Origin of the sequence: Arthrobacter sp. V1I7 (genome assembly GCF_030817015.1) — a bacterium.
Lineage (GTDB): Bacteria > Actinomycetota > Actinomycetes > Actinomycetales > Micrococcaceae > Arthrobacter.
This window is the reverse complement of sequence record NZ_JAUSYS010000001.1, coordinates 3,262,051-3,274,419: the sequence shown is the minus strand read 5'-3', so window position 1 is coordinate 3,274,419 and position 12,369 is coordinate 3,262,051. Positions and strand designations below refer to the sequence as shown.

Here is a 12,369-nt window from a genome sequence, read left to right as displayed (position 1 = left end):
GCCCGGGACTATTTGGCGGCGTCCGGAATCCAGCAACTGTCGACCACGCCGGAAACAGCCTGGGACTCGGTGCGGACGACCACGCGGTGCGCCGTGGTGCGGCCCCCGTCGGTGCCTTCGTCCGCGGCGTTGGGCCCGACATCGACCACCTTCCAGCCGACCACGGCGAACTTGGCATCGAGCGCTTTAATGGCGCACCTGGCGTCCGTGGCGGGGTCCTTGGTGACCTGGAAGTCGACGTTGGCGAGGGTGGCATCGGGCGTGCTGAAGCCGATGTCTTTGAAGGTGATGCTGCCGGTCGCGTTCGACGTCGAGATCCAGGCCATGAAACCGATGCCCGCCGCGAGGGCGGCAACCAGGAGGCTGCGTTTGGCTTTGCCCGTCAGGGTGCGCTTTTGACCGCCGTATCGATTGGCTAGGCTGGTAGATGCCGGCGCGGGTGCGGCGGGCTGATCCTCGGAAGTCACCAGTCCAGTTTAGTGTGGATCGGGACACGGAATTTCCGCGCCAGGGAATCGGGCCGATACCGGACGAGAGTCCAATGCACGATGACCAGTACCGAACACCTGTAGAAGAAAGAGGAGCCGTCCCACGATGACAGCGTCCCCCAGCCCGTCAGCGCCGCTTCGACTGCTGGCTGTCCATGCTCATCCCGACGACGAATCGAGCAAGGGCGCCGCCACGATGGCGATGTACGCGGCGGCTGGCGTCGAGGTCGTCGTGGCGACCTGCACGGACGGCTCCCGCGGCGACATCCAGAATCCCGCCATGGAAGGCGAGCCGCACCCCAAGCGCGACATGGCCGGAGCCCGCCGGCTTGAGATGGAGCGGGCAGCCGGGATCCTCGGCGTCCGGCAGCGCTGGCTCGGTTTCGTGGACTCAGGACTGCCGGAAGGCGATCCGCTGCCGCCGCTGCCAACCGGATCCTTCGCCACCCAGCCCCTGGAGCGGGCCGCCGCGCCGCTGGTGCGCCTGGTCCGCGATTTTAAGCCGCAGGTCATTCTCAGCTACGACGAGAACGGCGGCTATCCGCATCCGGATCACATCATGGCGCACCGCGTGGCTGTCGAGGCCTTCGAAGCTGCCGGCGATCCGGCCCGCTACCCGGGTTCCGGCGAGGCCTGGGCACCAAGCAAGCTTTACTACGACCGCGCGTTCAGCCCCGAACGGTTCCGCGCCCTGCACTATGCGCTGGCAGAATCCGGACTGCAGTCGCCTTACGCGGAGCGGATCGCGGCATGGCTTGAGGCCGACGCGGAAGGCCACACACCGCCCGCGCCGACCCACGCCACGACCACCCAGATCGAGTGCGGGGACTTCTTCGAGGCCCGGGACGAGGCCTTGCGCGCCCACCGCACCCAGGTGGACCCGGAGGGCTTCTTCTTCGCCGTGTCGACGGAGCTGCAACGCCGTGTCTGGCCGTGGGAGGACTACTCGCTGATCCAGTCCAGGATCCCGACCGAACTCCCTGAAAAGGACTTCTTTGCGGGGCTAAGATAGACCCAGCAGGCAAGTTCTATGTCGTGTAGAACTGTAAGGTTGATAGAACGTTTGGAAGTTGCCCAGAAGCAGCCCTTCAGCAGTAACTCCTCAAGAACCGGCCCGACGTCGGGGCCGCTCAGTACCCACAGAAGGTCTTATCCGTGCATTCAATGCTCATCGCCCTGGCAACGTCACCGGCACCTGCCCCTTCGCCGTCGTTGCGCCCGGGACTTTCCGCGGACCAGGTGACGCCCGGCCTGCTGGGCTTCCTGCTGACCGCGTTCATCGTGGTGCTGACGGCGCTGCTGATCGTGGACATGGTGCGGCGCATCCGCCGGGTACGCTACCGGGCTCAGGTGGAGGAAGAACGCGCGGCAGCCGAAGAGGCGGCCCTGAACGGCGGTGCTCCGGCCTCCCCGGAAGCAGCAGACCGGAACCTCGGCCCGAACCCGGACCTCGGCCCGGGCCGCGGGGCCGGAACCCGCCCGGAAGTCAACGGCGATGCGGGACCGGGAAACCGCTGACCGCGGAACTCAACGGACTTTCCCCGAGGCTGCCAATGCCTTGGGGGCAGAACCCTCTGCCTATCTCCGGCAGCACGCCGGCAACCCCGTCCACTGGCGCCCGTTCGGGGACGAAGCCTTTGCCTTCGCCGCGGCCCGGGACGTCCCGGTGTTCCTCTCCATCGGGTACGCAGCCTGCCACTGGTGCCATGTCATGGCGCACGAATCCTTCGAGGACCAGGCCACCGCGGACTTCCTGAACGCCCACTTCGTCCCGGTCAAGGTGGACCGGGAGGAACGGCCCGACGTCGACGCCGTCTACATGGCTGCGACCCAGGCCACCACGGGCGAAGGCGGCTGGCCGATGTCCGTCTTCCTCCTGCCGGACGGGCGCGCCTTCCACGCCGGCACCTATTTCCCGCCCCGCCCCCTGCCGGGCCGGCCCTCGTTCCGCCAGGTCCTGGAGGCTGTGGTCGAGGCCTGGGCGGAACGCCGCAGCGCCGTGGAACAGAACGCCGACACCCTGGCCCGCGGCCTCGCCGCCACGCAATTCGGCGCTGCGGTGCGGCTGGACCGCCCGCCCGAGCCGATCGGCGCAGAGCTGCTGTCCGAGGCGGTGGAAGCCCTCGCCGCCTCCGAAGACCCGGACGACGGCGGCTTCGGCACCGCGCCGAAGTTCCCGCCCTCGCCGGTGCTCGAATTCCTGATCCGGCACGCCGCCGCAGGTTCCGGCTCAGCATCCGGCGGCGCGTCCTTAAAAGGCGCGTCCCTTTCCGGCACCGCGGAGGCGGCTCGGGGCATTGCGGGCCGCACCCTGGCGGCGATGTCCCGTTCGGCCTTGTTCGACCAGCTCGACGGCGGTTTTGCGCGGTACTCGGTGACCCGGGACTGGTCCGTTCCGCACTTCGAGAAAATGCTCTACGACAACGCCCAGCTGCTGCGCCTCTACGTCCACTGGATCCGGCTCGGCGGCACAGCGGAGTATCCGGTGGCCGAAGCCGCCGACGTCGCCGGCCGCACCGCCGACTGGCTCCTGGCAGCGCTGGGCCTGGCCGCCCGGGGCGGGTCCGGGACGGAAGGTACCGGCCCCGAAAGGCTCCCGGAAGCCCTGGCCTCCTCCCTCGACGCCGACACCGTGGTGGCCGGCCGGCACGCCGAGGGGGCCACCTATCTGTGGACCGGCACGGAACTTGCCGGGCTGCTCGGGGCGGAGGACGGCGCCGCCGTCGCCCGCCTGATGAACGTACGCGACCGGGGCACGGTGACCGCCGAGGGCTCCCCGCTGCATCCCGGGCGGAAAATGGGTCCGGCGGACGCGGAGCTGTGGCAGCGGGTGCGGCCGGTGCTCCTGGCGGACCGCTCGCGCCGGCCGCAGCCCGCCCGGGACGACAAGGTGGTGGCCGGCTGGAATGGCCTGGCCGTGGCGGCCCTTGCCGAAACCGGCGCAGTGCTCGACCGTCCCGATCTGGCGGCGGCCGCCGAGCGGATCGCGGCGTACCTCGAACGGGTGCACTGGAGCGCGGGCGAGGGGGACATGCCGGGCAGCCTGGTGCGGGTCTCCCACGACGGGGCGGCGCGCGGCATCGGCGGCCTGCTGGAGGACTACGCCTTCTGCGCTGAAGGACTGCTCGCCCTTCACTCCGTCACGGGGCAGGCGCACTGGTACCGCCTGGCCGAGGACCTGATTGCCGCTGCCTGCTCCCGGTTCGTTGCGGACGGGGCCCTGCACGACACTGCCGGGGAGTCGGGCCAGGTGCTGAACGCCCAGGGCGGGCGGGCGGCGCTGGATCCGTTCGACAACGCCGCCCCCAGTGGCGCCGCCGCGTTCGCCGGGGTGCTGCTGTCCTACTCGGCGCTGTCCGGCTCCAGCCGGCACCGGGCCTTGGCCGGCAATATCCTTGAACTCCTGCCGCCGCTGGCGGCCCGGGCGCCCCGCGTGGCCGGCTGGCTGCTCGCGACGGCGCAGGCCGCGCTCGCCGGTCCGGTGGAGGCCGCCGTGGCCGGCCCGGACACACCGGAGCGGGCGGCGCTGCACCGGGAACTGCTGCTCGCACCGAGCCCCGGACTCGTGATCGCCGTCCAGGATACCGCCGACGCCGAGCCCTCCGTGCCGCTGCTGCGGGACCGGGAACCCGCCCCGGACGGCTCGCCGCAGGTGTTCCTCTGCCGGGGGATGGTCTGCGAACGTCCCGTCGGGTCCGCCGGTGCGGTGCGGGAACGCCTGGCGGCGATGGCGGGGCGCCCTTCATCAGGGATGTCTGGCCGGAGCTGACCGCCGCGGCGCTGCGGGCCTGGAACTCTGACCGCGGCGCTGGGATGTTGCTTCGGGTGCAGCGGAGGCTGTCGGCTCCGGGGATCAGCTGAGGACGGCGATGGCAATCGCGATGTAGTGCGCGGCAAAGGCAAACACCGTAAGGGCGTGGAACAGCTCGTGGAAGCCGAAGTGTTTGTAGCTGAAGTTCGGCTTCTTCAGGGCGTAGAAAACGGCACCGGTGATGTAGAAGAGTCCGCCCACACAGATCAGGATGGCGGAGGCCGCATTGGCGGCGAAGAATTCCGGCAGGTAGAACAGGGAGCCGCAGCCCAGGGCGATGTAGATGGGTACGTAGAGCCAGCGTGGGGCATTGGTCCACAGCAGGCGGAACAGCACGCCCAGGATGGCGCCGGACCAGATCACCCAGAGCAGCAGTTCGGCCTTTGGCCGGTCCAGGAGGGACCAGGCGAGCGGTGTGTAGCTGCCGGCGATGACCAGCATGATGTTTGTGTGGTCCAGCCGCTTCAGCACCATCTTGACGCCCGGCGACCAGTTCCCCCGGTGGTAGATGGCGCTGATGCCGAAGAGCAGTACCCCGGTGAGGGCGTAGATGGCGGAAGCAATCTTGAGGTCCGGGGTGGGGGCCAGGATGACCAGCACCAGGCCGGCCGCGAGCGCCAGCGGGGCCGTTCCGGTGTGGATCCAGCCACGCCACTTCGGCTTGATCATCAGCAGCTCGGCCAGCCTGACCGCGGCGTCGTTCATTGCGGTTCTGCGGTCCGCCGGGCGCTCCGGCAAGGGCTCCGGACTGTTGCTTTCCATGCCGCCATAATAACCTACGGCCTAGTAAGTTACTGATTAGTAACAAACGCTGGGACGCAGCGATCGGGCCGCCCTGCACTCGCCGCCGCCGTCCGGCAGGTAGCCTAGGATGTGCACTGCAGTCGTACTTCAAGGAAGCCAGGTGAATCGCCGGATGGAACTGCCCGGGTTCCTTTATGGCTTCTACGAGCGCAGGCTCCAACGGTCCCTTGACCCGGAGCGGATCCCCAAACACATCGGTGTCATGGTGGACGGCAACCGGCGGTGGGCCCGCCAGTTCAACGCTCCGACCAGCCAGGGCCACCAGGCCGGTGCCGACAAGATCCACGAGTTCCTCGGCTGGTGCCAGGAACTCGGAGTCAAAGTCGTCACGCTCTACATGCTCTCCACGGACAACATGAACCGTTCCGGCGAAGAACTCGACCTGCTGATGGGCATCATCGCCAACACCCTGGACCGGCTGGACGAGGACGCCGAGATCTCCGTGCATGCCATGGGCGCCCCGGAGCTCCTGCCGGACTACCTTGCCGAACGGCTCAACAAACTCACCGCCCGCACGCCCGCGCGCGAGAAGCTCCACGTCAATGTCGCCGTCGGCTACGGCGGGCGCCGGGAGATTGTCGACGCCGTCCGCGAACTGCTGCACGACGCCGTCGGCCGCGGCGCCGACATCGGCACGCTCGCCGATGAACTCAGCGTCGACGACATCTCGCGGTTCCTTTACACCCGCGGCCAGCCCGACCCGGACCTCGTGATCCGGACGTCGGGAGAGCAGCGGCTTTCCGGGTTCCTGATGTGGCAGAGCGCGTACAGCGAGTTCTATTTCTGCGAAGCGCTGTGGCCGGCTTTCCGGAAAGTGGACTTCCTCCGCGCCCTGCGCGACTACGCCGGCAGGCAGCGCCGCTTCGGTTCCTGATGCGTTCACAACGTGTTCACACGATGGCAACAGGAATCGCCGAAGAATAGGCGCGGAAACAAGACGGCCGCGATTTACGTTATTCCCATTAGCAGGCAAACCGCCGGCTGATCGGGGAGGCCAGTACATGGAGCGGATCTTCGCACCGGGTGCATGGGAGGCCGCGTGCGGCCTTCGGGCCGAGCCGCCTCACCACCAACAAATCCGGGCATGCGCCCCGGGGCTGGAGTCGATGTGGCTATTTCTGAACAACTGCCCGACGCCGTGACCGACATGGGACAGAAAGCTACCTCTCGCGCCAAGCGAGCCACCTCAAAGACCGGTGCAGCGGATTCCGCCGCGACCGGTCTTGCTGTTTCCGGGGAAGGGACAGCAAACATGGAACCGGCCCGGAGCTTCGTGATCGACACCTCGGTACTGTTGTCGGACCCGCGTGCCCTGCTGCGCTTCGCAGAGCACGAGGTCATTCTGCCGATCGTCGTGATCACCGAACTGGAAGGCAAGCGGCACGATCCCGAGCTCGGCTACTTCGCCCGCAAGGCGCTCCGGCTCCTCGACGAGCTGAGGGTCGAGCACGGAGGCCTGGACCGTCCCATCCCGATCGGCCACGAGGGCGGCACGCTGATGGTGGAGCTGAACCACATCTCCGCCGAGGTGCTCCCCGCCGGTTTCCGCGGCGTCGACAACGACAGCCGGATCCTTGCCGTCGCCAAGAGCCTCTCCAACGAGGGCCGGGATGTGACGGTGGTGTCCAAGGACCTGCCGATGCGCGTCAAGGCCTCGGCCATGGGGCTGCAGGCCGATGAGTACCGGAACGAGCTCGTCAAGGACTCCGGCTGGACCGGGGTGGCCGAGCTCGATGCGAGCGAGGAGGACGTGGCGTCCCTCTACGGTCACGAACCGGTTTTCATCCCGGCAGCCGCAGAGATGCCGGTGAACACCGGACTGGTGTTGCTCTCCGGCCGGGGGTCCGCACTCGGGCGGGTGGGAGCCGACAAACAGGTGCGTCTGGTGAGGGGGGACCGCGACATCTTCGGCCTGCACGGCCGTTCCGCCGAACAGCGGCTCGCGATTGACCTGCTGATGGACCCGTCCGTCGGGATTGTCTCCCTCGGCGGCCGTGCCGGCACCGGCAAGTCCGCGCTCGCCCTGTGCGCCGGCCTGGAAGCCGTCCTGGAGCGCCGGGAACACCGCAAGGTCATCGTCTTCCGGCCGCTGTACGCGGTCGGCGGCCAGGAGTTGGGCTACCTGCCCGGGTCCGAGGCGGAGAAGATGAACCCGTGGGCTCAGGCGGTCTTCGACACCCTGGGTGCGCTGGTCAGCCAGGAAGTCGTGGAGGAGGTGATGGACCGCGGCATGCTCGAGGTGATGCCGCTGACCCACATCCGCGGGCGTTCGCTGCACGACGCGTTTGTGATTGTGGACGAGGCCCAGTCGCTGGAGAAGAACGTCCTGCTGACCGTGATGAGCCGGATCGGCCAGAACTCCAAGATCGTGCTGACCCACGACGTCGCCCAGCGCGACAACCTGCGCGTCGGACGGCACGACGGCGTGGCGGCCGTCGTCGAAACCCTCAAAGGACATCCGCTCTTCGGCCACATCACGCTGACCCGCTCGGAGCGCTCGCCGATTGCGGCGCTCGTCACGGAGCTGCTGGAGGGGGCGGAGATCTAAGGACGCCTAGGCTGCTGTTTCGCGGTCGCTGTAGTTTCGCGGTCGCCTTGGCGAGGGGGCCGTGGTCGGGTTTGCCGGGCCACGGCCCTTCGCCGTCGCTTAGCGCGGCGGTCCCTTCCCAAGGCTCGCAAGCTCGCCTCGGGGCCCTCGGGGCCCTCGGGACGCCGCTTCGACGCTTGGGACCCGCTTCGGTCGCTAGGCGACCTGCGGGGTCCGATGCACCGCGATGCGCTCCTTTGCGAAGGACCGCGGTCCGGCGGACGAGTCAGTCGCCTTTTGCGAAAGACTGCCCACCCGGCATGTGCGTTTGACCTTGCGATTTGCGAAGGACCGCGACCCGGCGTGTGCCCCGGTCGCCTTCGCAGGTCCGGTCACGGTCGGTCAATGCCCCAGGACCGTGCCGAGGACTTCGGAGGCGGGGATCGGGCCAAAATTGCGGGAGTCGATCGAGGTTTCCCGGTTGTCTCCCAGCACGAACAGCTCCCCGGCCGGTACCGTCACCGAGCCGAAGTAGACGCCGTCGATGGACTTCTGGTCCACGTACGGTTCTGTGACCGCAACGCCGTCGACGTACAACACACCGTCCTTCATCATGACCGTCTGGCCTCCCGCCGCCACGACACGTTTGAGCAGGATGCTGCCGTCGCTGCGCTCGCCGACCTCCGGTTCCGGGAAGACGACAGGCTGCCCGGAATGGAGGTCGGTCAAGCGCGGGGCTGTCCTGTCGAGCCAGACCAGGCTGCCGGCCGCAATAGTGGGTTCCATGCTGCCGGAGCTGACCCAGATCGGTTCGAGGACCCCTAACCTGAGGCACAGCAAGCCGCCCAGGCAGACGGCCGCCGCTGCCACGGTCCGGCGGTGCATGGCGCTCAGCCCTGGACCGGGTCAAAGACCGCCGGGGCCGCCGTGATCGGATCGTTCGGGTCGGCCTGGTCTGCCCGGAGACCCACCCGGAACTGGAGCATCATGGAATGGTCCTCGTGGGTCAGGTTGTGGCAATGAAGCATGTAGCGCCCCCGGTGCGGTCCGAAGTGGACCAGCAGCCGGACTGTTTCCCGCTCGCCCACGTACACGACGTCCTTGGGCCCCTTCTCGTAGGCGAAGGGGGGCTTGCCGTTGCGGCTGAGGATCTGGAAGTCCACCAGATGCATGTGCATGGGGTGATGCCAGCCTCCCGAGGTGTTCTGAAGCTCCCAGATTTCCACGGCGTCCAGGGCAGGATCGGCCATCACCTTCTTAAAGCCGCTGGCGATGACTTCTTCCCAGGTCATGTCATCGATGGTCCAGATGTTTGTGTCGTCGTCGTGCTTGATCCGGAAGCGCCGTGTCTTCGTGGCGGCAGCTGCCTTGAGGTCCATCGGGTGGCTGGTGGCCAGGGTGGTGGGAATCCGGTCCCACGTGGGGTCTGACGTGTCGACGGCGTCCCCCACGACGTCGAACGCCATGATCTTTGCCCGTGTTGTCGAAGTCGCGGTTGTTGTCATTTGGAAAGGTTGCAAAGCTCGACCCGCCGCCCCGGGGCGTATTTCCGGAAGTCGATCAGCACCTCGTACCGCTCCGCACTGCTGTGGCGCCAGGAGCCGATGGTCTGGGCCTCGGGTATCAGTCCGGCGTCGGTGGCCACCACGGTGACGGGATCGCCGGTGCTCAGCGTAAACCGGTAGGAACGGGAGACCGAGGCATTCAGGATCCGGAAACGGTAGACGCGCCGCTGGACCTTCATCACCGGCCAAGGCTTTCCGTTCACCAGGATGACGTCGCCCCAGAGACCGGAGTGTTCCCGGTCGTCATAGCCCAGCGCGCCGCTAGCCGCAAACATCGCATCACTGATGGTCAACGGAATATCGAGGTTGCCCTGGGGGAGCAGCCCCTTTTCCACCGGGTCGCTGATCAGGTACTGGCCGGCGAGTCCGGAGTAGACGTTCTGTGCCGTGAAATGAGCGGCGTGGTCGTGATACCAGAGAGTCCGCGCCGGCTGGTGGTTCGGATACTGGTAGTCCTTGTAGAAGCCGGGCAGGGTGAGGTCGTTCGCGTAGCCGTCGAACTGGGGAAGCGACGCGGAACCGTGAAGATGCGTGGACGTCGGCAGGGCGTAACCGAGAGCGGGGTGTTTGGCTGGCAGCTGGTTCCTCATATGGACCACCGCGGGGGTGCCCTTATCAATCCGGAAGGTAGGCCCGGGGAAGATTCCGTTGTAGCCCAGGATCGGCGTGCTGAGCCGGGGGAGGATCTGCGCGGTACCCAGCCGTTGCGTCAGTGTGTAGTGCCGGGTTGTGACCCCTTCAGCGTCAACCGTCGTCTTGAAGGCCGGCGGCGGAGGAAAGGTGAGGGGGGTCCGGTACGGGCGGGGCATGTCCCTGTCGCTGAGCTTACTGGCGGACTTGGCGCTGACCCCCGAAATCGGGACGGTCACGATGCCTGCCCCGACGATCCCGAGCCCGCCGAAAATGAGGGCTTGCCGCCGCGTAACAGACATAATCGTCAGCCTTCCAGTGGAATCTTCCGGACAGCGTGTGCCAAGGAGCTTGGAAAAAACCTATGGCCGGGCTAGCCGGTGTGGTGTGCAAGCCCCATTGACAGCCGGGCATCCCCGGGACCCTCCAGAACGAGGGCGACGGCTTTGTCCGGGACCTCGAAGACGAGCGTTGTACCGAGCGATTCTCCCTGACGCAGTGCGATATCCTGCGCCGAGCTCCGCAATGGCTGCGTCTTGAGTGAACCCAGGCCGGTGACGATGAAATCGTCGGCATCCAGCTGCACACCGCCGGGTTCCAGCGCGGTGAGCCGGACCACGAGCCGCACGCGGTGGCTGCCCTCGCGCGGGTTACCTGGCCAGGCAGCGCCGCCCTCGCCAGGCTCTCAGCCGTCCACTTCCAGCGGCACGATTTCGCTGATACTGGCCATCCCGCCAGGGACGACGGCTGAAGCCCCCAGGGGAACGCTCGACTCCGGTTTCGCCGTCAGGAACAAATATGCCAGTCCCAGCCCGAGGGCGCACAGCAGAATGAGGGGGATCAGCAGGGCCCTGCGCCGTCCGGCGGACTGGCGGGGACTGACCTCGATCGCGCTGATTGACATTCGGCCATTCAAGCGGCCCAGGCTTGGGAAAAACCGACTCACCGTGGCCGGGAAAAACCCGGGCGAGGCAGACCGGCCCCGCACCGGTCCGCCTAGCCGCTGATCCCCAGGTACCTGGCCGTCGGTTCGTGGCCCGCCACTGCCAGCGTCCAGTCCGGGCGCTTGAGGCGTTCGGGGGTGAGGCGTACCTTCTGGACGTCCTGTGCCTTCCCGCCCCAGGACGCGCGCGTGACGCCGTTGAGTTCGTAGCCGAGGGAGCGGGAGACGCCGAGCGATTGCTGGTTCCAGGCCGCGGCTTCGGATTCGGCGGCGTCGGCGCCGAGCCAGTCGAAGGCGTAGAGGGCGACGGCGGCGCGCATCTCCTTGCCGAAGCCCTGGCCCTGCATGCTCCGGCGGAGCCAGGAGCCGGTGCCGACGGTCTTCAGGGCCGTGAAGTCCTTGGCCGCGATGTCCTGGCAGCCGATGAAATCTCCCTTGTGCCAGATCCCCAGCAGCAGGGTCCATTCCTGCGGCGACATGTTTCCCCGGCACCGCCAGTACCACTGTGCCATGTTGGGCCCGAGCTCGTCGGCGGGCATTTCTGCCCACGGCTTACTGAAGGGGCTGCGGCCGGGCTCGTGGATGCCGCTCAGGGCCGCCTCCACCGCAGCGGGGATCTCCTCGTCGCGGATAGCACGCAGGGTGAGACGGGGTGTGGCCAGGGTGAGGGCGAAGGGTGGCCAGTAGGAGGCGAGCTCAGTCATCCCGGAAGCCTAGCGGCCGGGACTGACGACGGCCAGTCACACGCCCGGTGACACATCCCAGCTGATGTGCCGGCGGACGTCGGTGAGATTCATGGATTCGGCCAGGAACAGGTCATCGAGCATGTACTCGTCCACGGCCAGGATCCGTAACCAGTGGCCATAGCTGTCCGTGTCGCCCTCAAGCCAGCAGCTGGCGACACAGACGCCGGTACCGGCGTCGATGCGGACGAGGGTGCGGCCGGGCCGGCACAGCGGCGCGTCCGCGTACGCCGGGCGGTAGCCCGCATTGGGCGAGACGGTGGCTTCCAGCGCGGGGCGGCCCTCATGGTCGACCTCCGCGATGGCGCCGACCTCCACCGCGTTGGAGTTGGGGAATTCCAGCGGAACGGGGGCATTGCCGGCCAGTTCCACGGGATCCAGCGCGGCGCCGAATCTGCCGTTGCCGAAGCAGGGCTCCCCGTAGGCGGCCTCGGGGCGGCGCCGGACCAGGCCGCCGTCGTCGTAGACCGGTGTGACCAGCTGCGGCGGCAGCAGCCACGACTTCCGCGTGGAACTCACATAAAAGCCGTCGCGGGAATCATTGATGCCCGTGGTGCTGTGGAGGACGAGCCGCTCGGCGGTCTCGAGCCGCAGGGCGCCGGGCCGGCGGAGCCAGGCACGCACCAGATCCGGAGCGCCGGCAGCAGCGTCGCCGGCCGGGTCCATGCCCGCGTTGGTGACGGGCCGGTCGAGGTACTCGAAGCGCAGCGACTGCCACTTCCAGGGCGAGGAACGGCACAGGTTGCGGAAGGTGGCCGCCTGCTCCGCCGGACCGCCGGGCGTGCGTGGCCCGGGGCGGTTCCTGCTGTCCCATGCGGCCATATCCACAGTGTACGCGCGGGCCCGGCCACGTTTTGG

The 12,369-nt window shown here is 67.8% G+C and carries 14 protein-coding genes; 5 read left to right on the top strand and 9 right to left on the bottom strand.

All coding sequences use genetic code 11. The features are described from left to right. Positions 1-8: 8 nt before the first annotated feature. The gene (locus QFZ69_RS15020; protein ID WP_306919354.1) at positions 9-467 is read right to left on the bottom strand and encodes a DUF4307 domain-containing protein; all 459 of its coding nucleotides are present in this window, start codon (positions 465-467) and stop codon (positions 9-11) included. A gap of 127 nt (positions 468-594) precedes the next feature. On the opposite strand from QFZ69_RS15020, the gene mca reads away from it, so the two are divergent. The 3 genes from mca to QFZ69_RS15005 all read left to right on the top strand — a co-directional run bounded on the left by mca (position 595) and on the right by QFZ69_RS15005 (position 4,257). Beyond that, positions 595-1,500, top strand: coding sequence for a mycothiol conjugate amidase Mca (mca, locus tag QFZ69_RS15015; protein ID WP_306919352.1), 906 nt, complete (start codon positions 595-597; stop codon positions 1,498-1,500). A gap of 143 nt (positions 1,501-1,643) precedes the next feature. After that, positions 1,644-2,006: a hypothetical protein gene (locus tag QFZ69_RS15010; protein WP_306919350.1), complete on the top strand. Its 363-nt coding sequence runs from the start codon at positions 1,644-1,646 to the stop codon at positions 2,004-2,006. After that, positions 1,984-4,257 carry a thioredoxin domain-containing protein gene (locus tag QFZ69_RS15005; protein ID WP_307000211.1) on the top strand — a complete coding sequence of 758 codons (2,274 nt, stop codon included), beginning with the start codon at positions 1,984-1,986 and terminating at the stop codon, positions 4,255-4,257. Before QFZ69_RS15010 ends, QFZ69_RS15005 begins: the two co-directional genes overlap by 23 nt. An 84-nt stretch (positions 4,258-4,341) precedes the next feature. On the opposite strand, the gene QFZ69_RS15000 is transcribed toward QFZ69_RS15005, so the two are convergent. After that, positions 4,342-5,004: a hemolysin III family protein gene (locus QFZ69_RS15000; RefSeq protein WP_306919710.1), complete on the bottom strand. Its 663-nt coding sequence runs from the start codon at positions 5,002-5,004 to the stop codon at positions 4,342-4,344. Between the two features lie 211 nt (positions 5,005-5,215). On the opposite strand from QFZ69_RS15000, the gene QFZ69_RS14995 reads away from it, so the two are divergent. Next, the gene (locus tag QFZ69_RS14995; protein WP_306919709.1) at positions 5,216-5,977 is read left to right on the top strand and encodes an isoprenyl transferase; all 762 of its coding nucleotides are present in this window, start codon (positions 5,216-5,218) and stop codon (positions 5,975-5,977) included. Between the two features lie 234 nt (positions 5,978-6,211). Next, positions 6,212-7,651: a PhoH family protein gene (locus tag QFZ69_RS14990; RefSeq protein WP_306919347.1), complete on the top strand. Its 1,440-nt coding sequence runs from the start codon at positions 6,212-6,214 to the stop codon at positions 7,649-7,651. Between the two features lie 381 nt (positions 7,652-8,032). On the opposite strand, the gene lepB is transcribed toward QFZ69_RS14990, so the two are convergent. From lepB to QFZ69_RS14955, 7 genes are all read right to left on the bottom strand, one after another. Then, complete coding sequence (gene lepB / locus QFZ69_RS14985) at positions 8,033-8,515, bottom strand: signal peptidase I (protein ID WP_306919345.1); 483 nt, start codon at positions 8,513-8,515, stop codon at positions 8,033-8,035. 5 nt (positions 8,516-8,520) lie between these two features. Then, positions 8,521-9,135, bottom strand: a complete 615-nt coding sequence (locus QFZ69_RS14980) for a multicopper oxidase domain-containing protein (RefSeq protein WP_306919343.1) — start codon at positions 9,133-9,135, stop codon at positions 8,521-8,523. Continuing rightward, a complete protein-coding gene (locus QFZ69_RS14975) occupies positions 9,132-10,127 on the bottom strand; it encodes a multicopper oxidase family protein (protein ID WP_306919339.1) in 996 nt (331 codons plus the stop codon). The genes QFZ69_RS14980 and QFZ69_RS14975 overlap by 4 nt, the downstream gene beginning before the upstream one ends. 71 nt (positions 10,128-10,198) lie before the next feature. Next, positions 10,199-10,453 (bottom strand): hypothetical protein, encoded by a 255-nt coding sequence (locus tag QFZ69_RS14970; protein ID WP_306919338.1) that lies wholly within the window; start codon positions 10,451-10,453, stop codon positions 10,199-10,201. A 57-nt stretch (positions 10,454-10,510) separates the two neighbouring features. Continuing rightward, positions 10,511-10,729 (bottom strand): hypothetical protein, encoded by a 219-nt coding sequence (locus tag QFZ69_RS14965; RefSeq protein ID WP_306919336.1) that lies wholly within the window; start codon positions 10,727-10,729, stop codon positions 10,511-10,513. Between the two features lie 92 nt (positions 10,730-10,821). Then, on the bottom strand, positions 10,822-11,472 hold the full coding sequence (locus QFZ69_RS14960; RefSeq protein WP_306919334.1) for a GNAT family N-acetyltransferase: 651 nt from the start codon (positions 11,470-11,472) through the stop codon (positions 10,822-10,824). Between the two features lie 36 nt (positions 11,473-11,508). After that, the gene (locus tag QFZ69_RS14955) at positions 11,509-12,333 is read right to left on the bottom strand and encodes a hypothetical protein (RefSeq protein ID WP_306919333.1); all 825 of its coding nucleotides are present in this window, start codon (positions 12,331-12,333) and stop codon (positions 11,509-11,511) included. Positions 12,334-12,369 lie beyond the last annotated feature (36 nt).

What these genes read in the sequence shown, in the direction of transcription:
- mca (WP_306919352.1), top strand. Translation starts at nt 595, where the DNA reads ATGACAGCGTCCCCCAGCCCGTCAGCGCCGCTTCGACTGCTGGCTGTC.
- QFZ69_RS15005 (WP_307000211.1), top strand. Translation starts at nt 1,984, where the DNA reads ATGCGGGACCGGGAAACCGCTGACCGCGGAACTCAACGGACTTTCCCC.
- QFZ69_RS15000 (WP_306919710.1), bottom strand. Translation starts at nt 5,004, where the DNA reads ATGAACGACGCCGCGGTCAGGCTGGCCGAGCTGCTGATGATCAAGCCG.
- QFZ69_RS14995 (WP_306919709.1), top strand. Translation starts at nt 5,216, where the DNA reads ATGGAACTGCCCGGGTTCCTTTATGGCTTCTACGAGCGCAGGCTCCAA.
- lepB (WP_306919345.1), bottom strand. Translation starts at nt 8,515, where the DNA reads ATGCACCGCCGGACCGTGGCAGCGGCGGCCGTCTGCCTGGGCGGCTTG.
- QFZ69_RS14980 (WP_306919343.1), bottom strand. Translation starts at nt 9,135, where the DNA reads ATGACAACAACCGCGACTTCGACAACACGGGCAAAGATCATGGCGTTC.
- QFZ69_RS14975 (WP_306919339.1), bottom strand. Translation starts at nt 10,127, where the DNA reads ATGTCTGTTACGCGGCGGCAAGCCCTCATTTTCGGCGGGCTCGGGATC.
- QFZ69_RS14965 (WP_306919336.1), bottom strand. Translation starts at nt 10,729, where the DNA reads ATGTCAATCAGCGCGATCGAGGTCAGTCCCCGCCAGTCCGCCGGACGG.
- QFZ69_RS14960 (WP_306919334.1), bottom strand. Translation starts at nt 11,472, where the DNA reads ATGACTGAGCTCGCCTCCTACTGGCCACCCTTCGCCCTCACCCTGGCC.
- QFZ69_RS14955 (WP_306919333.1), bottom strand. Translation starts at nt 12,333, where the DNA reads ATGGCCGCATGGGACAGCAGGAACCGCCCCGGGCCACGCACGCCCGGC.